The organism is Moraxella sp. CTOTU47579 (genome assembly GCF_032004885.1).
GTDB classification, from domain to species: domain Bacteria; phylum Pseudomonadota; class Gammaproteobacteria; order Pseudomonadales; family Moraxellaceae; genus Faucicola; species Faucicola tetraodonis.
The window spans coordinates 198,411-218,492 of the sequence record NZ_DALZOJ010000001.1 but is presented as its reverse complement, the minus strand read 5'-3'; the positions used below and the strand labels follow the sequence as shown (position 1 = coordinate 218,492).

Here is a 20,082-nt window from a genome sequence, read left to right as displayed (position 1 = left end):
CCGGTACTCAACTAGTCATCAATCTGTCAATAGTGCTAGAATAGCGAACACTACGATTCGAAAACGACTGTCGCAACGAAGGATATTATGGATAAATTATCGCCGACCAACAATGGCTTATCAGACAAAGAATTATTTGAACAAGCCGCCTTGCATTATCATGCCAATCCACGCCCAGGTAAAATTTCTGTTACCCCCATCAAGGCACTTGCCAACCAACGGGATTTGGCACTTGCCTATTCGCCTGGCGTTGCCGTACCTTGTCTAGAAATTGAAAAAGACCCCAAAAAAGCCGCGCTTTATACAGCGCGTAGCAACTTAGTCGGGGTGGTGACCAATGGTACCGCTGTTTTAGGATTGGGCAATATCGGTCCTTTGGCGTCAAAACCTGTGATGGAAGGTAAAGGTGTCCTGTTCAAAAAGTTTGCCGGCATTGATGTATTTGACATTGAAGTGGCACAAAACGATCCGGATAAATTCATCGAAGCAATCGCCTCTTTAGAGCCTACCTTTGGTGGTATCAATCTTGAAGATATCAAAGCCCCTGAGTGTTTTTATATCGAAAAAGAACTGCGTAAACGCATGAATATCCCTGTGTTCCATGATGACCAACATGGCACCGCGATTATTGCGTCTGCGGCGTTATTAAACGCGCTAGGAATTACCGGTAAAAAAATCGAAGACATCAAAATTGTGGTCTCTGGTGCAGGTGCTGCAGCGATTTCTTGCTTAGATTTGATTTGTGCGTTGGGCGCAAAAAAAGAACACATCTTTGTCGCTGACTCAAAAGGTATTATCACTAGCAACCGCGCAAACCTAGATGAGTCAAAACAGCGTTATGCCCGCGATACCGAAGCCAAAACCTTATCGGATGTGATTGAAGGCGCAGACATGTTCTTAGGTCTATCTGCCGCTGGCATGCTGACCCAAGATATGGTAAAACGCATGGCGCAAGATCCCATTATCTTTGCCCTAGCCAATCCAAACCCAGAAATCTTACCCGAAGATGCCAAAGCGGTGCGTCCCGATGCGATTATCGCCACAGGTCGCTCTGACTATCCAAACCAAGTAAACAACGCACTGTGTTTCCCGTATATCTTCCGTGGCGCGCTTGACGTCGGTGCCACGACCGTCAACGAAGAAATGAAAATTGCCTGCGTGCGAGCCATTGCTGCCATGGCACATGTGGAAGCCACCCCACAAAAAGGTCAAAAAACGGTGGATGAAACCCAACGTTTTGGTCGTGAATACTTAATTCCGGGACCGCTAGAACCAAATTTGATTTTGGAGATTGCACCAGCGGTTGCCAAAGCGGCGATGGATTCTGGCGTTGCCACGCTACCCATCGAAAACATGCGTGCTTATCGCGATAAACTCTCAGAGTTTGTTTATAACTCTGCGTTCTTGATGAAACCTATTTTCACCCGTGCCAAACAAGAACCAAAACGTATTGTTTACTGTGAAGGTGAGGATGAAAACGTATTACGGGCAGTGCAAGTGGTGGTGGATGAAGGCCTGGCAAAACCTATCTTGGTCGGTCGTCCAACCATTATTGCCAACCAAATCCAGCGGTTGGGCTTACGTATGGTGGCAGGTGAAAATTATGAACTAGTCAACATCGAAAGCGACCCACGTTATAAAGACTACTGGCAGTTTTATTATGAGATGAACAAACGCAATGGTGTGACAGTTGAGTTGGCACGTCGTGATGTTCGCCGTAAAACTTCTTTGATTGGCGCGCTAATGGTTGAACGGGGCGATGCTGACGGTATGATTTGTGGTACGTTTGGTTCATACCACTTGCACTTAAACTACGTGCAAAACGTGATCAAAAAACAAGCAGATGCTAAAGATTTTTATGCGTTAAATGCCTTATTAATTCAAGGTCGTAACTTGTTCATCGCTGACACTTATGTGCATGAAGACCCAACCGCTGAACAACTAGCAGAAATGACGGTATTAGCAGCGCAAGAAGTCCGCCGCTTTGGTCTTGAACCGCGTGTAGCATTGTTATCACATTCAAACTTTGGTTCATCTGACTTTGAAAGCGCCAAAAAAATGCGTCAAGTCTATGATTTACTGACCGATATGAATGTTGATTTTGAGTTTGACGGCGAAATGCATGGTGATACCGCGCTTGATGACCGTATCCGCCATGCCTCATTCCCATTTAGCAAATTGACTGGTTCAGCCAACCTACTCATCATGCCAGACTTAGATGCGGCTAACATCGCATTTAACTTGCTAAAAACCGCGACCAATAGTGTTACTGTCGGTCCATTGTTATTGGGCGCGCAACGACCTGTGCATATCTTGACATCTTCTGCCACAGCACGTCGTATCGTCAATATGACTGCTGTAGCGGTGACGCAAGCGCAAGAATTGGCAAAATAATTTTGTGTTGATTGATAAAACCAGTTTAGTGCTCTAAACTGGTTTTTTTATGGGTTTAATTTAGTTAAAACATCGGGGTGGTCATGCAAGTTTATTTGGTCGGTGGTGCGGTACGCGATTATGTATTAGCGCGCGAGGTCACTGAACACGATTATGTGGTGGTCGGCGCAACGCCTGAGCAGATGCTGGAGCTGGGATTTTCGCAAGTAGGTGCCGATTTTCCGGTTTTTTTACATCCAAAGACCCATGACGAATATGCACTGGCTCGCACGGAACGCAAAAGTGGTAACGGCTATCTTGGTTTTAACGTACACGCTGACACCACTGTCACCTTAGAAGAGGATTTAATCAGGCGCGATCTCACCATCAATGCCATGGCCATAGAAGTCAACGGCTTGTTTGACAGTGGTTTTAAACGGGGCAAATTTGATGCGCGCGATATCATCGACCCGTATGGTGGCTTAGCAGATATTCAGCAAAAAAAATTACGCCATGTGTCTGCCGCTTTTGCAGAAGATCCGGTACGCGTATTGCGCCTTGCCCGTTTTGCCAGTCGTTATGCGCCACTTGGATTTACGGTTGATGAATCAACCGCTAAACTTACCAGCCAAATGAAAGCCGCAGGTGAACTGAGTCATCTTGTCGCTGAGCGGGTATGGTCAGAGACGTCAAAAGCGTTAACGCAGGCTTGGTCGGATATTTATTTTGACACGCTTTTTCAGCTCAATGTCCTCGATGTCATTATGCCAAAACTGCATCAAGCATCGATTGATAATCCTAAGCAATGGCAATTGATGTTATCTAGCCTGCGAATGGCGGGAGAGCAACAAGCGGACAACGTCATGAAGTTTGCTTTGGTGGCAACCTGCTTTAAGTCTGATCAGCAACATAACAGCCGAACCAGCGAGTATTTAGAATTTTGCCAAGGTTTAAAGGTACCAAAAAATGCTGAGCGCTTGGGGTTATTTATTGTTGAGCATTTTGATAAATTAAAAAATTTCGATCACTTAAATGCACACCCATTATTTGAACTGTTAAGATTAACTAATAGTCTTAAAGATACCTCACTTTTAGAGCAAGCCTTACGAATCGTTCATCTTTATCAACTGGCCAAACAAACCGCGCTGTTAGCCACCATCAAAACACAATTAACGCAAATTTCTGCCAAAGATGTGGCAAGCGAGCTGACGGGCAAACAGATCGGTGAAGCCATTGATAGGTTAAGGTTGCAAAAACTTGAGGAAATTTTAAATCACCCACGATAAAGGAAGCATCATCATGATGACAACGACAGCAATAGCAAAGACCCAACTAACCCATGTGTTAGTATTAAATGGTCCCAATCTCAATTTGCTTGGCAAGCGAGAACCAGAAATCTACGGATTTCAAACCCTACAACACATTGAAGATGATATAAGACAATTAGCCAGCAATCATCAAGTTAAACTCACCTGTTTTCAAACAAATCAAGAATCTGCCCTCATTGATAAAATCCATCATCACGGTTTATTGACCACAAATCCTGACGAGCAGATTGACGCGATTATCATCAATCCCGCTGCCTTTACTCACACATCGGTAGCAATTCGCGATGCCCTACTCGCCGTAAATAAACCTTTTATAGAAGTTCATCTTTCCAATATTCACACCCGTGAGCCATTTCGACAGCATTCTTATTTTAGTGACAAAGCTGAAGCCGTCATCTGTGGTATGGGCGCTTTTGGCTATACTGCAGCGTTTAATTATCTGGTTCAAAAATATCAGTAGCAATACAATTTAGCCTAAAATCAATAGCAACATGGCAGCAAATTTTAAGTGTACAAACGTACACAAATATACCCTGCTATATCTATTTATTTTAGAAAAATCTTGTTACAATACGGCAATCTATGAATTAGTAGTCTATAAAGCGTATAATTTTAAGGTAGTTAGGATATGGATATAAGTAAAATCAAACAACTTATTGACTTAATGGAAGAGCGAACGTTAGCAGAATTAACCGTACAAGATGGCGATAAAAAGGTCTCTATTTCCCGCCATTTACCCCAAGCGAATGTTCAACCCGTCACAGCAAATACAACCACCACGACAACCGCTAATGCTGCCCCTGTAAAATCTGGCATGGTAGAAACATCACCGATGGTTGGGGTGTATTATGTTGCACCGAGTCCTAATGACGCGCCATTTATCAAGGTCGGTCAACAAGTACAAGCAGGCGATAGTTTAGGCATTATTGAAGCCATGAAAATCATGAACCCGCTTGAAGCCACCCAGAGCGGTATCATTGCAGAAATCTTGGTACAAAACGGCGATGTGGTGCAATTTGGTCAACCGATTGTCCGTTACGAGTCTTAATTTTTAACTTTTTTGTATATTTGAAGTTTGATTATCGATAAAAATTAGGGATAGCAATGATAAAAAAATTACTGATCGCCAATCGTGGTGAAATTGCGCTTCGCATTGTTCGCGCTTGTAAGCAGCTTGGCATCCAAACGGTGGGCGTCTACTCAACTGCAGATGACAACTTAATGCACCTTCGATTCGTTGATGAATCCATCTGTATTGGCAAGCCCAATGCCAGTCAAAGCTATCTCAATATCGATACTATCTTAACAGCCGCAGAAATCTCTGGCGCTGATGCCATTCACCCAGGTTATGGGTTTTTATCTGAAAATGCCGAATTTGCCGAACGCGTGGAAGAGGCAGGGCTAACCTTTGTAGGTCCTGCGCCTGAGCACATTCGCTTAATGGGTAACAAGATATCCGCTATCAACGCCATGAAAAAAGCCGGTGTGCCTACTGTCCCTGGCTCAGTGGGTAGCGTCACCCTGGCTAATGCTGAAGAACAAGCTAGAGCCATTGGTTTTCCTCTGTTGATCAAAGCGGCAGCGGGCGGTGGTGGTCGTGGTATGCGCGTGGTTGAACGCCTTGAGCAGTTACTATCTCAAGTTCAAGCCGCCAAACAAGAAGCCGAATTGTGGTTTGGCGATGATAGCGTTTATATGGAGCGCTTTTTAAAAAACCCACGCCATGTCGAAGTGCAAGTTTTAGGTGACGGCGAAGGCAATGCCATTCATTTATTTGATCGTGATTGCTCGCTACAACGTCGTCACCAAAAAGTGCTTGAAGAAGCCCCTGCCCCAGAGATTCCTGATGACATTAAAGAACCCATTTTGCAAGCTTGCGTCCGTGCTTGTGAGCAAATTAACTATCGCGGTGCAGGGACGTTTGAATTTTTATATGAAGATGAGCAATTTTTCTTTATTGAGATGAATACCCGCGTACAGGTTGAGCACCCTGTCACTGAGATGATTACCGGCATTGATGTAGTGGTTGAACAACTCAAAATCGCATCTGGCTATGGGTTATCGTATCGTCAAAACGAAATCGAAATTCGCGGTCATGCCATCGAGTGCCGTATCAATGCCGAAGACCCTGTGACTTTCATGCCGTCACCCGGCACGGTGACCCACTTCTTTATGCCAAATGGTAGCGGTGTACGTTTTGACTCGCACCTTTATCCCAACTATGCCATCCCTACCTTTTACGACTCATTGATTGGCAAATTAATCTGTCATGGTCAAACTCGTGAACAAGCGATTGCCAAGCTTCGCCATGCCCTTGACGAGCTGATTATCACCGGCATCAAAACCAATGTGCCATTGCATCGCGATGTGATTTTGCAAGACAAGGCATTTTGTACACAAGCGCAAAACATTCATTATCTCGAAAAAAACTTATTATCCCAGCCAGAGACGGCAAAAACCGAAACAGAATAAGGTTAATGGTAAAAAAAAGAGGGTCATTTGAGCCTCTTTTTTTTATGCAATTTTAATTCATCGCCAAATTTTTAAGAGACGCTTTCAGCAGATTTTGGATGGTTAACGGTGAATCAATGGCAGATTTTGCCAGTTTTATCGCAGCTTGCGCTTCTTTATCGCGATAACCTAATGCAATCAACCCCGCTTCGACTTCGGCAATAATAATGCCTTCATTACCGCTATCGGTCGCTAGTGGCAATGAAGGGGCAAAACCTGATGTATCACCTAAGTGTTTGATTTTGTCTTTTAACTCAACAATCAATCGCTGGGCGGTTTTTTTGCCAACCCCTGGGATACGCGTCAATGCCAGCTCATCATTGTTCATCACAAACTGGTGCAATTCCTGCACCGTTACAGTTGACATCATCGCCAAGGCCATCTTTGCCCCCACCCCATTGACTTTAAGCAACAGTCTAAACACTTCCCGATCGCTATGGCTTAAAAACCCAAATAACAACTGAGCATCCTCGCGCACCAAAAAATGTGTCCATAAGGTGACGGACTGATTTAATTGTACTTGACAAAATGCATTGAGCGGCATCTCAATTTCATACCCAACGCCCGCTGTGGTCATTACCACTACCGTAGGTGCCATTAGATGATGCACTTGCCCTTGAATTAATCCTATCATTGATGACTCACTACAAATAATTTAATCCAATAAAAAAGTGGGCAACCTCAGTCAACCCACTTGAATTTCATGCTTTTTAGTCATTTGCTAAAACTTAGTTCTAGTATTTAGTTATAGAAATTAACCATTTTTTCTAGACTAATTGGGCGAATTTTATCCGCATTACCCGCCGTACCAAATGCGGTATAGCGATCGATACAAACCGCTTTCATCGCATCGATAGTCTTGGCAAAATATTTGCGTGGGTCAAATTCTGCCGGGTTTTCAGCGAGGAATTTGCGAATCGCACCGGTTGAGGCTAAACGTAAATCGGTGTCGATATTGACTTTACGTACACCATGTTTGATGGCTTCTACGATTTGCTCAACTGGCACACCATAAGTCTCACCGATATTGCCGCCATTTTCGTTAATCACTTTGAGCCATTCTTGTGGCACACTTGAAGAGCCGTGCATCACGAGGTGAGTATTAGGAATACGCGCATGAATTTCTTTGATACGTGCAATCGATAAGATATCATCGGTAGGTGGTCGGGTAAATTTATACGCCCCGTGGCTAGTGCCGACTGCAATTGCTAGGGCATCGACATGGGTGTCATTAACAAATTGCTCAGCTTCATCAGCACTGGTTAACAGCTGTGAATGGTCAAGTTTACCTTCTGCCCCTACGCCATCTTCTTCACCAGCCATACCCGTTTCAAGACTACCCAAAACGCCAATTTCACCTTCTACTGATACACCACAAGCATGAGAGAGTTTTACCACTTCACGCGTCACTGCCACATTATAATCATAGTCTGCAGGGGTTTTACCATCACTCTTTAATGAGCCATCCATCATCACTGATGAAAAACCCAATTGGATTGAACGCTGGCAAACCTCTGGGCTAGTTCCATGGTCTTGGTGCATAACGACTGGAATATGTGGCCACTCTTCAATGGCAGACAAAATAAGATGGCGTAAAAATGGGGCACCTGCGTATTTGCGTGCGCCTGCCGATGCTTGCACAATCACAGGTGAGTTGGTTTCATCGGCTGCCATCATAATGGCACGCATTTGCTCTAAGTTATTGACGTTAAATGCAGGAACACCATAGTTGTTTTCTGCTGCATGGTCTAAAAGCTGACGCAAAGAAATCAAAGCCATATTACTTTCTCTTAGTAAAGTTAATAATCAATTGAAAATTTTAGAAAAATTGGGTTTTGCCATGTTGGACAAGGCTTGAGTATAACAGAAGTGCACTACAATTTAAATTCAAAAAAATAACTTTGAAATGATTGATATTATGAAAAAATAGTTAACTCAATAAAATAAAAAGCCCCAAAATGATTTTGGGGCTTTTTTAGGCTGAATGCTAAATTTAGTATTTTTGTTTTTCTGGCACGGTTGTTTGAATATCAGTATTGCTATTTGCTGCATCGTTTTTAACCGCTTCTGCACCTTGTGCTACATTAGCTGCGCCAGTCGCTACTGCAGATGCTACGTTTGCGGTGGCTTGCGCGGCGCCATTGGCTACAGCTTCAGTCGCGTTGATAGCTGCACCTTGAGCAACCGCGGTAGCAGCACTTGCTACGGCGTCACCTGCATTCGCTGTTGCACTAGCGGCACTTGCAGTCGCGTCTTTAATATCTTGACCCGCTGCGCTTGCTGCGGCTTCAGGTTGACCGTTAGCGGCAGCTTCTTCGGTTTTTTTACTGCATGCAGTAATTGATAAAGTGGCTAATAAAGTGGCCAATACTAAATTACGTTTTAACATATTCATTCCTTAAACACCAAACATATGGGTATACATACTTGCATAATATCTTATCGACAATATATTTTTGGTGCAATTAATTACAATGTTTACCATACAAATATTAACTTAACATTACATTAATTCAGCGATGATAAATTTAAATCGCTGAATTAATGATAATGATTATTAGCATTTAGGCACGTTGGCTCAGGGCATGTACGGCAGGTAAGGTTTTACCTTCCACAAATTCTAAGAACGCCCCGCCCCCTGTTGATGTGTAGCTTACTTTATCGGCGACCTTGTATTTATCAATCGCAGCGAGCGTATCACCACCACCTGCAATGCTAAAGCCTTCACTTGCTGCGACTGCTTCACTAACGATTTTGGTACCTTCACCAAATTTATCGACTTCAAATACGCCTACGGGACCATTCCATAAAATAGTTTTGGCATTTTTAATCGCATCGGCAAGTTTCGCCGCACTGTTTGCACTAATGTCTAAAATCATTTCATCATCAGCAATGGTATCGACCGATTTGGTTACCGCATCGGCAGATTCTAGCGAGCCCAAAAAATCATCAAAATCAATCTGTGATTTTTTGGCGACGACCACTTCGTCAGGTAGTAATACATGGGTCTCTTGCATAATGCTTTTGGCAGTTTCCACCATGTCGGCTTCATATAGGGATGCACCAACATTGGCACCTTTGGCTGCCAAGAATGTATTGGCAATACCACCACCTACAATGATTTGGTCACAGATTTTTGCCAATGATTTAAGCACATCCAATTTGGTAGAAACTTTCGAGCCACCAACAATCGCAAGCATTGGCTTGGCTGGGTTATCTAAAGCTTTGGCTAATGCATCAAGTTCTGCCGCTAACAATGGACCTGCACAAGCAGTCTTTGCTTTGGCGATAACGCCTTCTGTTGACGCTTCGGCACGGTGAGCCGTACCAAAAGCATCCATCACAAATACATCACATAAAGCGGCGTAGCGTTCAGATAAAGCGGCATCGTTTTTCTTCTCACCCGCATTAAAACGTACATTTTCCAGTAGCACAACTTCACCTGGGGCTACTGTCACATTATTTTGGGCATAATCCGTCACTAATTTGACAGGTTTTCCCAAAGCATCGCCCAAATAATCTGCGACGGGCTGCAACGAATATTTGGCTTCAGGGTTTGAGGGATCTGGGCGACCTAGATGCGAACACACGATAACCGCTGCACCTTTATCTAAAGCCAACTGAATAGTGGGTAAGCTTGCTTTTAAGCGGGCATCATTGGCAATTTTGCCATCTTTTAACGGTACATTTAAATCTTCGCGAATCAAAACTGTTTTGTCAGAAACATCAATATCGTTTAAACGAGCAAATTGCATGGATTAACCTCTAAGTTAATAACAGGATGGTGACCCGTAGGGGTTGATAAAACGTTGTCACATGACAACAAAAATTGAATGAAAAAATAAGCGTAGATTAGCATATTTTGAGTATTTTTAACATTATTGGTGCTATCAACTAACGCCACGCAAGGTGATAACACGGTATTACTACTATATTACTACTTTATTAAGAAGGGTCTTGATGATAAGCTTATAAGAACAAAAACATGAATGCAGCACTGCGTTCAATATTTTATTATCAAATTGGAGGCCGTATGGTTGACCTTGACAAAGCAAAACAACGATTACTTGACCTAAAACAAGAATACCAAACTCGCGTGTATAAAATCCAACATGATATGCAAAATCCTGATACGGATATGACCCAAGATTGGGATGACCAAGCGGTGATTAATGAGCAAAACGATGTACGTAAAAACTTGCTAGTCGAAGCCAAGCAAAACCTTGAATTGGTGAATAATGCCTTACTTCGTATCGAAAATGGTACTTACGGTATTTGCGCTGTGAGTGGTGAAGAAATCGAACCTGAGCGTCTAGAAGCAGTACCCTTTGCGACCACCTGTATGAAACACGCTAAATAGCTTACAAAACATACCAAATAGCTGATTTTGGTAGTCTTTCACCCATAAAAAAGCAAGGAAAGTTATCCTTGCTTTTTTTTCAAAAAATCAGTCAATTAATTGCGACTTGTTTAGGTGAATCGGCGCATGCTTAAGTTAGCAATTATGTTTTCTGCATCGTTCCAGCGGGTTTTTGAATCACTTGCACCGAGTAATACGACAATGGCTGGACGATTACCGACATTGGTTTCAAATAAAACACAGTTGCCTGCTTCACGAATATACCCTGTTTTTGACAAACCAATATTATATAACCCATCACGCACCATGTAATTGGTACTGCGAGCGGCTACGGTTCGAAACCCCGAATTGATATTATATACACCGAACTGACGGCTAGGCGTAGTACTAAACTGGGTGACTAAGTTCATCTTTTGTGCATAACGGGCAAGAATTGCCAAATCACGCGGTGATGCCACATTACGAGAGTCTAGACCTGATGGGTCATAAAAATGGGTTTGCGTCATCCCCAATTCACGCGCTTTTTGGTTCATACGGCTGATGAAATTGTCATAGCCCATAGGGTCAGTACGTGCTAATGCTTTAGCCGCGGGATTTTCTGATTTCATCATCATCATCAGTAGCATTTCAGCACGATTAAGCTGATCGCCAACTTTTAGACGGTCACTACCCGATTGCTTTGGGGTTTTAAAATCTAATGAACTAATCGTCAATGTTTCGCTCATGTTAGCGCCTGATTCTGCCACCACCACAGCCGTCATCAATTTACTAATTGACGCAATCGGACGGGCGATATCAGCATTTTTTTCATAAATGGTATTGCCCGTTAACGCATCCACTACCAAAGCACCTTTAGAATTGGCAAAATAGCTGCCCGAAGCCCGCGTGCTATCTTGAGACCATGCAGGATTATAGCTATCATCCTCACTGTATGCATTGTTATAGCTATTATAATTACCGCTATTAAAACTTGTCGTCTGTGGCGTGCTGTTATACATGATGGCACGGGCTTTGTCTAAACTACCCTGCCCACCCCAACTAACTTTAGCTTGGCTACCTGTCTGCATATTTAATTCAGCATTACTTTGTACGCCAACCAGTGCAATGACAGCACCTAACAACGTTTTCTTTAACAATGTTTTCATTTCAACACTCTCAATCAAATCATGGTTAACTTGCTGTTGGATAAAGCATACAGTTACCAAAACTACCAATATATTTACGAAAAACAGATGAACAACGATACCTTAAGCCTAATAGCCATTAAAATCAAGCTGTTAAAAGTTACAAAATCTAACAAGAATAACGGATTGATTACGCAAGACTGATTTAAATTTACGATGAGTAGTTTAGCACAGTACAAATGTTACGCATGTAAAAAAGTAAAAAAAGCGTTTAGCTAATACAATAATAAAACCATAAGTAACAATAGGTTAAGATATCTTTTAATAAAAAAGCTGACATATTACTATGCCAGCTAATTTATAATTTAACGATGATTTATGGTTTGAAACTGTCTTTTAAGGTCACAATACGGTTAAACACCAAATGCTCTGGTGAATAATCTTTACTATCTGCCACAAAAAACCCTTCGCGTTCAAATTGAAAACGCTCGCCTGCATTGACTTGTGATAAAGAAGGCTCGACAATGGCATCTACTTCACGTAGTGAATTGGGATTAATCTCTGCGGCTAAATTATTGATGTCAATTTTGGCGGGGTCTTCTTGGTTAAACAGCTGCTCATACAGACGGACTTTGGCAGGTTTGCCCAAGCTTGCCGACACCCAATGTATCACACCTTTAACCTTACGACCTTCTGGATTGTTGCCCAACGTTTTTGGGTCAATAGTCGCTGTTAACCCCACTACTTCACCTTTGTCATCGGTGATGTGATCCTCAATCTTTAACACATAGCTATTGCGTAAGCGAATTTCTGGGTTTTGCGGTGACAAACGTTTATAGCCTTCAGGCGGCGTGATTTCAAAATCCCCTTTATCAATATAAATTTCTTTGGTAAAAGGAATGTCACGCATACCTTGGCTGTCATCATGGCTATTTTTAGGCTGGGTCAACCATAAAACCCCATTGTCGAGTTTAGTTTTTACACTGTCTTTTTTAAGTGCTTCAACATTGGCAACCGCTTCATCAAAATTGGTAATGGTCACTTTTAGTGGGCTTAGCACCGCCATGGAACGATTCACATGCTCTAATGAGTTACGGATACTAAACTCGAGTAAGCCAAAATCGACCACACCGTCTGACTTGCTGACGCCTACACGGTCACAAAAATCCCGTAAGCCTTCAGGGGTATAACCACGGCGGCGCATACCGGCAATCGTCGGCATACGCGGATCGTCCCAACCGCTCACCAAGTCATCTTCAACCAGTTTTTTGAGTTTGCGTTTACTGGTCAAAATGTGGTTTACGTTTAGGCGTGCAAATTCATATTGGTGTGGTTCTTTGTCAAAGCCCACTTTATCTACCACCCAATCATAAAACGGACGGTGGTCTTCAAATTCTAGGGTACAAATCGAATGCGTAATACCTTCGATTGCATCTGACAACGGGTGAGCATAATCGTACATGGGATAAATACACCAATCATCGCCTGTTTGGTGATGCGCTTGGTGCATGACACGGTACAAAATCGGATCGCGCATATTCATATTGGGGCTTGCCATGTCGATTTTGGCACGAAGCACCGCTTCACCATTGCCATATTTGCCTGATTTCATATCGTCAAACCGTTGCAAATTCTCTTCAACACTGGCATCACGGTAAGGTGAATTTTTACCTGCTTGACCAAAATTGCCGCGGTTTTCACGAATATCCTCAGGACTTTGCAAATCAACATAGGCATCGCCTTGTTTGATTAATTTCACCGCCCAATCATATAACTGACCAAAATAACTGGACGCATAGCGCGCCTCGCCTGTCCAGTCAAAACCAAGCCATTTGACATCATCTTTGATATTATCGACAAACTCCTGATCTTCCGCATCAGGATTGGTGTCGTCAAACCGTAGGTTACACAGCCCTGCAAACTCTTTAGCAAGCCCAAAGTTGAGACAAATAGATTTGACATGACCCAAATGTAAATAGCCATTGGGCTCAGGTGGAAAACGGGTCACAATCTGGCTGTATTTTTGCGAAGCAAGGTCATCGCGTACGATCGCACGGATAAAGTCATTTTTTTCACTATTGGCTGCTGTATCGTTGGTTTTTGTATTTTTGTCGGTCGTCGCCGTCATTTGGTTGCCCCTTACCTATTACAAAAATGGTGAACTAATCTGCCATTCTAGCAGTTTTTTGACATCGAAAAAACTTAAATGAATTTAATTGAAACATTTAATTTTGCCAACTTTGCAAACTAAATACTGACTTTTTGATTGAAAATCGCTAGGATAGCCACAACAATTGCAAGATACGTTTTTTTAACCATAAAAACCATTAGGAGCACACAATGGATATGCCATATGTAGAATTAGAAACCACCATGGGTAACATCGTTATCGAACTCAATCAAGAAAAAGCCCCCCATACCGTGGCAAACTTTTTAGAATACGTTAAATCAGGTCATTATGATGGCACGATTTTTCACCGCGTCATTGACGGTTTTATGATTCAAGGTGGTGGTATGGACGCCAACATGAAAGAAAAATCTACCAATGCCCCAATCCAAAACGAAGCAGATAATGGCTTAAAAAATGAAGTCGGCACGATTGCAATGGCACGTACTTCTGACCCACATTCAGCGACTGCGCAATTTTTTATCAATGTAAAAGACAATAGCTTCCTAAACTTCTCTGGCAAAAACCCACAAGGCTGGGGTTATGCGGTATTTGGTAAAGTGACTGAAGGCATGGACATTGTCAATAAAATCAAAGGTGTACCAACTGGTAAATACGGTTTCCACGCTGATGTGCCAACCACGCCTGTGGTGATTACCCATGCAAAAGTAATTGAGAAATAATTTTTTTGTATGCAAAGTTTTGCAGATTTGGTCACCGATAATCCCTCCGCCATTACGCAGGTTATTATCAGTGACTTACATTTGAGCATGAATGAGCCTGCCACTAATCCTTTAGGGCAGGCTTTTTTAGATTTTTTAGATAAATTGGCTTTATTGCCCAATCTAAAACAGTTTTTTATTCTCGGTGATTGGTTTGAAGCTTGGCTAGGGGATGATGTTGCCGATACAGATACCCTAATAGATGCGCTGCAACCGATTATAGCAAAGCTCAAAACATTATCCGATAAAAACTGCCAAATTTTTGTCATGCATGGTAATCGGGATTTTCTGCTTGGGCAGCAATTTTGCGACAAGTTTGGCGGGCAATTGATTTTTGAGCCGTTTTATTTGACGTTAAATGGCAAAAAAATCCGCCTAGAACATGGCGATGCGCTGTGCACCGATGATAAAGGTTACCAACGCTTTCGCAAAATCATCCAACATCCTATCACTAAAAAAATTTTGCTCGCGCTACCCATCAAAAAACGCCAACAAATCGCGCAAGATTTACGCCAAAAAAGCAAAACTGATAATGCCAAAAAATCCTTGCAAATCATGGATGTCAATGAACAAGCCGTCAAACAAGCCTTGCAAAAAGCCGATATACTGATTCATGGGCATACTCACCGCCCTGCTGTTCATCAAATTGGCCATAAAAAAAGACTTGTGCTCGGTGATTGGCGATTGAATGACAACAGTGTTAATGCTGTCATTGGCGTTACAATGTCGGGGCAGCTAAACTTGGTCGAATTTTTCTATACCGTTAATCGTTAAAATGTTATCAAAGAATTTACTATTATTTGTTGCGGTGGTTTCAATCATAGTTACAGTAATTTTTTCTTTTATTGGCAATTTTAATTATCACAAAACGGCTCACACTTATCAAACTATCAAGCAGCAAGGCATTAGAACCTCAGCCTATTCTATAAAGACTCGTTGCAATAAAGGACGCGGACTATCAGCCACGCGTTTATATCGTTATGTAGTTAATCAAAAACAATATTTTATAGACACTGTACCTGAAGACCCTAGCTTAGATATTTGCGATAAGCAATCTTTAGGTGATAGCATTACCATCTATTATTTACCTAGCAACCCAAATATTAAACTATCAAAAACACAACTTCAGCAAGGTGTGTCGAGCCAAATCAGCTATTATTTTTTGAGTATAATTTTTTCAATAGTGTTTTTAGCCTATTGGATTGGCACCAAGTATTCATCCTATAAAGAATGCCAAAAAACCCGTTTAATTGAGAAATAAAAAAGGCGAGCATTGCCCACCTTTTAGTAAGTGAACAATTTAACTTAAACTACCGCTTTTACCGCTTGAATGACCGCATCAGTGGTGATGTTAAAGTATGGGAACAAGTCTTTGGCAGGGGCAGACTCACCAAAGGTGGTCATACCCACGACTTTACCATCAAGCCCTACAAACTTGTACCAATAATCGATATGGCTGGCTTCAACCGCCACACGCGCACGCACTTGGGGTGGTAACACGCTGTCACGGTAGTTGATTTCTTGTTTGGCAAACACTTCAGCACACGGCATTGATACAACACGCACGCCCAAACCTTCGGCAGTCAACTCAGTATAAGCATTCATTGCAAGCTCAATCTCTGAACCTGTGGCGATGATGACGGCACGTAGCTCGCCTTGTTCTTTGGCTAGTACATAGCCACCTTTGGCAATATTGGCTACTTGCTCGATATCTCGCGCTTGGTGCGGTAGGTTTTGACGGCTAAAAATCAGCGCGGATGGGGTTGATTTTGCCTTCAAGGCTTCTACCCATGCCACGGCTGACTCGACCGTATCACACGGGCGCCAAGTATGCAGGTTTGGGGTGGCACGCAGACTTGACAACTGCTCTACAGGTTGGTGAGTAGGTCCATCTTCACCCAGACCGATTGAGTCGTGAGTATAGACGTTAATGACGCGTTGTTTCATCAAGGCTGACATACGCACCGCATTGCGCGCATATTCCATAAACATCAAGAACGTTGCCACATACGGAATAAACCCGCCATATAAGGCTATACCATTGGCAATCGCCGTCATACCAAATTCACGCACACCGTAGTGAATATAGTTACCTGCCGCATCATCTTCGAGCGCCTTGGCATTTTTAAACCAAGTCAGATTTGACCCTGCCAAATCAGCAGAACCGCCCAGCAGCTCTGGCAATAATGGCTGTAAGGCATTGATTGAATTTTGGCTGGCTTTACGCGTTGCAATGTTTTCTGGGTTATTTTGACACGCCTTGATAAATTCCTGGGCTTGTGTCTCAAAATTTGCTGGCAAGTCACCATTCACACGGCGAAGCAATTCACTGGCAAGCTCTGGGTAAGCGTCTTTATAAGCATCGAATTCACTTTCCCATGATTGTTGTAGCGCTTGACCTTTAACTGTGCAATCCCACCCTTCATAAATATCGTCTGGAAGTTCAAACGCTTCGTGATCCCACTTGAGGGCTTGACGGGTGAGCAAAATTTCATCCGCACCAAGGGGTGCGCCATGTGAGGCCTCCAAGCCTTGCTTGTTGGGTGAACCTGCGCCAATCACGGTTTTACAGATGATGAGTGAGGGTTTATTTTTTTCAGCTATAGCATTTTGGGTCGCTTGGGTGATGGCATCGGTATCGTGACCGTCAACTTTTTGCACTTGCCAGCCATAAGCTTCAAAACGTTTTTGGGTGTCATCTGAAAACCAGCCTTCAACGTCACCATCAATCGAAATACCATTGTCATCATAGTAGACAACCAACTTGCCCAGTTGCAGCGTACCGGCTAATGAGCAAACTTCGTGCGAAATACCTTCCATCAAACAGCCATCACCTAAAAAGCAATAGGTTTGGTGGTCGATGACTTGGTGACCGTCTCGGTTAAATTGCGCGGCTAGGGTTTTTTCTGCAATCGCAAAACCTACGGCGTTGGCAATCCCTTGACCCAACGGACCTGTGGTAGTTTCCACACCTGCGGTGTAGCCATATTCAGGGTGACCGGGGGTTTTAGAGTGCAATTGGCGGAAATTTTTGATATCCTCAATGCTAACGTCATACCCTGTCAAGTGCAGCAAAGCGTACTGCAGCATTGAGCCATGACCATTTGATAGCACAAAACGGTCGCGATTTAGCCAATGTGGGTCGGTTGGATTGTGCTTTAAAAACTTACGCCATAACACTTCAGCGATATCTGCCATGCCCATCGGCGCGCCTGGATGTCCAGAATTGGCTTTTTGCACCGCTTCAAAAGCTAGGGTACGGATGGCGTTGGCAAGACGACGTTCAGAAATTGGGGTTGTCATTGGCTTTCCTATATTACAGAATTAGTTACAGAATTAATTACAGAATTAAATTTTGTCGTATGTAACATGCTAAAAATAAAACTGTGACAAATTTTATCACAGTTTTGGGTCATTTTTTTAGCTTTAACCGTTTAGTTTGCTTGGCTTTCAGATAAAACCAAAATGGCAAAAGATGAAATTTTCTGTCAAATCACTTGTTAGCCGACAATTTTTGGTTCAAATTTTCTAAACGCTCAAGTGTGCCTACATCGACCCACGCATCGCTCAGCAAATCCCCCATTACCAAACCCGCCTGCATGGCTTGTTTGAGTAGTGGCGCAAGCGGCGCAGTCTCCCCTACCTTGACCGTATCCAATAATCTTGGTGACATAACACTAATCCCTGCAAAGGTATATTTTGGCGTGCCCTCTACATTGACCTTGCCATTTTCTAAGGCAAAATCGCCAGTTGGGTTATGCGTCGCTTGGTCGGTGAGTAGCAAATAAGCCTGCGAATCGTTTAGCTTAAGATGGCTTAGTTGAGCAAAATCAAAAGGCGTCCATACATCCCCATTGACCAAGATAAATGGCTGGTCTTTTAATTTACCAGTAGCCAAAGCCATCTTAATACCGCCTGCTGTCTCAAGCGGTTCTTCTGGTTCAATCGACCAATGAATGGTGACACCGTATTGACTGCCATCCCCGATTGCATTGAGCAGTTTGTCAGCAAGCCATGACACATTGATGGTGATATCGGTGATACCTGCTTGTTTGAGTGCTTTGATATGCCACACGATAAGCGGTTGCCCGCCGACTTCGACAAGCGGCTTTGGCGTGGTCAAGGTTAAAGGGCGCAGCCGAGTGCCTTTACCTGCAGATAAAATCATGGCTTGGGTGATGGTGGTTGACATGGGGTTTTATCCTTGGATTTTTTGATGAAAAGCAGGTTCAACGACGGCGGTCATCCAATCAGCAAACTTATCAAAAGTAGGACGCTCATCCCATTGGCTGATAGCTTTTAAACAAGTTAATAAATCATTGAAAACTTTGGGAAGGTTTACCAAATAACGGTCTTTGCCATCTCGCTCAAACAAACGTACAAAAATACCTAATACCTTGAGATGACGCTGCATACTCATGATATTAAAATCCACGGTAAACTCTGCCAAGCTTTTGTCAATTTGCGCCAATTGATAATAATGAGCCAGATGCGTGTTCACCCAGTTTTCATCATAATTGATATAGGCATCTCGCAATAAAGACGCCAAATCATAGGTGTAGGCACCGATGACAGCATCTTGAAAATCAATCACGCCCAACTCATCGCTGTGATTTAATACCATCAAATTACGGCTGTGAAAATCACGGTGCACCACCACTTGAGGCTGCGCGATGACTTGCTGGATAATATCAGACTGCAAATCTTGCCACAGCGTCTCTAAGTCTGGGGGCATCGTCACGCCGATATAGGGTAAAAACCACTCGCTAAACAAGCCCATTTCTCGGCGCAGCAAGGCATCGTCGTAACTTGGGATAACGGGTTTGGCGTCATTGATGTCAATCTTTTGAATCGCCAAAATTTCCTGCATTGCCTGCTGATAATAGCGCGCAGTTTTTGCCAGCTCGCCTGCATCCGTTAAATCCTTGGCAATGACATCGGCAAAATCCGTGTTTCCCAAATCCTCAAGGACGATAAAACCTTGCTGTTCATCCGTGGCAATCATTTTTGGCACATGCACATGACCTGCCATTAAATTGTCCACGGCGATAAATTCTTTTACCGATTCTTTTTCTGGCGGCGCATCCATCACGATATAGTGTTGATTGTCGACGGTTAAGCGATGATAGCTGCGAAAGCTGGCATCACCAGGTATTTTTTCATGCTGCAATGACCGATTTTGAAAAACTTCGGTCAACCAAGTGTGCAGCTGTTGTTCACGTGGCTGTTGTTTAAGTGGCTGTTGCTTAAGTGATTGTTGTTCACATGGCTCGGTATTTGATGGCGAAACTGGGCTATCGCAAGGGTCTTGGTTGGCAAGTTGTGCGGCAGGATGGTTCATAACGTGGGCTTACTCAATAAAAATAAGTTATGCTACCGAAAATCTGCGTATCTCTCAAGTGGCGTCTATCATGTTTGCAATTTTAAACATCTTTTGCAATAGTATATTGATGACGCTAGTGATATGATGTGAAGGTTTTTATATTGCGTCTTTGGT

The 20,082-nt window shown here is 43.0% G+C and carries 18 protein-coding genes; 9 read left to right on the top strand and 9 right to left on the bottom strand.

Features of this window, described 5'->3' with window-relative positions:
• Positions 1 to 87 precede the first annotated feature (87 nt).
• The 5 genes from RTP55_RS00965 (at position 88) to accC (ending at position 6,173) form a co-directional block, all read left to right on the top strand.
• Entirely contained in the window at positions 88 to 2,394 is a 2,307-nt protein-coding gene (locus RTP55_RS00965) for an NADP-dependent malic enzyme (protein WP_312383511.1), read from the top strand.
• An 83-nt stretch (positions 2,395 to 2,477) separates the two neighbouring features.
• Entirely contained in the window at positions 2,478 to 3,659 is a 1,182-nt protein-coding gene (locus RTP55_RS00960) for a tRNA nucleotidyltransferase/poly(A) polymerase-related protein (RefSeq protein WP_312383509.1), read from the top strand.
• 13 nt (positions 3,660 to 3,672) lie between these two features.
• The gene (gene aroQ, locus RTP55_RS00955) at positions 3,673 to 4,161 is read left to right on the top strand and encodes a type II 3-dehydroquinate dehydratase (protein WP_312383508.1); all 489 of its coding nucleotides are present in this window, start codon (positions 3,673 to 3,675) and stop codon (positions 4,159 to 4,161) included.
• A 168-nt stretch (positions 4,162 to 4,329) separates the two neighbouring features.
• Entirely contained in the window at positions 4,330 to 4,749 is a 420-nt protein-coding gene (accB, locus tag RTP55_RS00950; RefSeq protein WP_312383507.1) for an acetyl-CoA carboxylase biotin carboxyl carrier protein, read from the top strand.
• Between the two features lie 56 nt (positions 4,750 to 4,805).
• A complete protein-coding gene (accC, locus tag RTP55_RS00945) occupies positions 4,806 to 6,173 on the top strand; it encodes an acetyl-CoA carboxylase biotin carboxylase subunit (protein ID WP_312383505.1) in 1,368 nt (455 codons plus the stop codon).
• A gap of 52 nt (positions 6,174 to 6,225) precedes the next feature.
• Here accC and ruvA read toward each other — a convergent pair whose 3' ends face one another.
• The 4 genes from ruvA to RTP55_RS00925 all read right to left on the bottom strand — a co-directional run bounded on the left by ruvA (position 6,226) and on the right by RTP55_RS00925 (position 9,967).
• The gene (ruvA, locus tag RTP55_RS00940; protein ID WP_062330386.1) at positions 6,226 to 6,846 is read right to left on the bottom strand and encodes a Holliday junction branch migration protein RuvA; all 621 of its coding nucleotides are present in this window, start codon (positions 6,844 to 6,846) and stop codon (positions 6,226 to 6,228) included.
• A gap of 107 nt (positions 6,847 to 6,953) precedes the next feature.
• Entirely contained in the window at positions 6,954 to 7,991 is a 1,038-nt protein-coding gene (fba, locus tag RTP55_RS00935) for a class II fructose-bisphosphate aldolase (RefSeq protein ID WP_219332957.1), read from the bottom strand.
• A 214-nt stretch (positions 7,992 to 8,205) separates the two neighbouring features.
• Complete coding sequence (locus RTP55_RS00930) at positions 8,206 to 8,601, bottom strand: hypothetical protein (protein ID WP_312383500.1); 396 nt, start codon at positions 8,599 to 8,601, stop codon at positions 8,206 to 8,208.
• A gap of 175 nt (positions 8,602 to 8,776) precedes the next feature.
• Complete coding sequence (locus RTP55_RS00925; RefSeq protein WP_312383497.1) at positions 8,777 to 9,967, bottom strand: phosphoglycerate kinase; 1,191 nt, start codon at positions 9,965 to 9,967, stop codon at positions 8,777 to 8,779.
• Positions 9,968 to 10,245: 278 nt separating this feature from the next.
• Between RTP55_RS00925 and RTP55_RS00920 the strand changes: the two genes are divergently transcribed.
• The gene (locus tag RTP55_RS00920; protein WP_312114493.1) at positions 10,246 to 10,572 is read left to right on the top strand and encodes a TraR/DksA family transcriptional regulator; all 327 of its coding nucleotides are present in this window, start codon (positions 10,246 to 10,248) and stop codon (positions 10,570 to 10,572) included.
• Between the two features lie 110 nt (positions 10,573 to 10,682).
• Here the strand turns inward: RTP55_RS00920 and RTP55_RS00915 are convergent, their stop codons facing one another.
• Both RTP55_RS00915 and RTP55_RS00910 read right to left on the bottom strand, forming a co-directional pair.
• Positions 10,683 to 11,717 carry a D-alanyl-D-alanine carboxypeptidase family protein gene (locus tag RTP55_RS00915; protein ID WP_219331209.1) on the bottom strand — a complete coding sequence of 345 codons (1,035 nt, stop codon included), beginning with the start codon at positions 11,715 to 11,717 and terminating at the stop codon, positions 10,683 to 10,685.
• Between the two features lie 355 nt (positions 11,718 to 12,072).
• Complete coding sequence (locus tag RTP55_RS00910) at positions 12,073 to 13,824, bottom strand: glutamine--tRNA ligase/YqeY domain fusion protein (RefSeq protein ID WP_312383496.1); 1,752 nt, start codon at positions 13,822 to 13,824, stop codon at positions 12,073 to 12,075.
• Positions 13,825 to 14,036: 212 nt separating this feature from the next.
• Here RTP55_RS00910 and RTP55_RS00905 point away from each other — a divergent pair, with 212 nt between their 5' ends.
• The 3 genes from RTP55_RS00905 to RTP55_RS00895 are packed head-to-tail and all read left to right on the top strand — an operon-like array spanning position 14,037 to position 15,846.
• A complete protein-coding gene (locus RTP55_RS00905) occupies positions 14,037 to 14,546 on the top strand; it encodes a peptidylprolyl isomerase (RefSeq protein WP_312383494.1) in 510 nt (169 codons plus the stop codon).
• Positions 14,547 to 14,555: 9 nt separating this feature from the next.
• Positions 14,556 to 15,359, top strand: coding sequence for a UDP-2,3-diacylglucosamine diphosphatase (locus RTP55_RS00900; RefSeq protein ID WP_312383492.1), 804 nt, complete (start codon positions 14,556 to 14,558; stop codon positions 15,357 to 15,359).
• A 1-nt stretch (position 15,360) separates the two neighbouring features.
• Complete coding sequence (locus tag RTP55_RS00895) at positions 15,361 to 15,846, top strand: hypothetical protein (protein WP_201664236.1); 486 nt, start codon at positions 15,361 to 15,363, stop codon at positions 15,844 to 15,846.
• Positions 15,847 to 15,890: 44 nt separating this feature from the next.
• On the opposite strand, the gene tkt is transcribed toward RTP55_RS00895, so the two are convergent.
• The 3 genes from tkt to RTP55_RS00880 form a co-directional block, all read right to left on the bottom strand.
• Positions 15,891 to 17,888, bottom strand: coding sequence for a transketolase (gene tkt / locus RTP55_RS00890; protein WP_312383487.1), 1,998 nt, complete (start codon positions 17,886 to 17,888; stop codon positions 15,891 to 15,893).
• A 190-nt stretch (positions 17,889 to 18,078) separates the two neighbouring features.
• Entirely contained in the window at positions 18,079 to 18,777 is a 699-nt protein-coding gene (murU, locus tag RTP55_RS00885) for an N-acetylmuramate alpha-1-phosphate uridylyltransferase MurU (protein ID WP_219331205.1), read from the bottom strand.
• A 6-nt stretch (positions 18,778 to 18,783) separates the two neighbouring features.
• Complete coding sequence (locus tag RTP55_RS00880; protein WP_312383482.1) at positions 18,784 to 19,926, bottom strand: aminoglycoside phosphotransferase family protein; 1,143 nt, start codon at positions 19,924 to 19,926, stop codon at positions 18,784 to 18,786.
• Between the last annotated feature and the right edge of the window lie 156 nt (positions 19,927 to 20,082).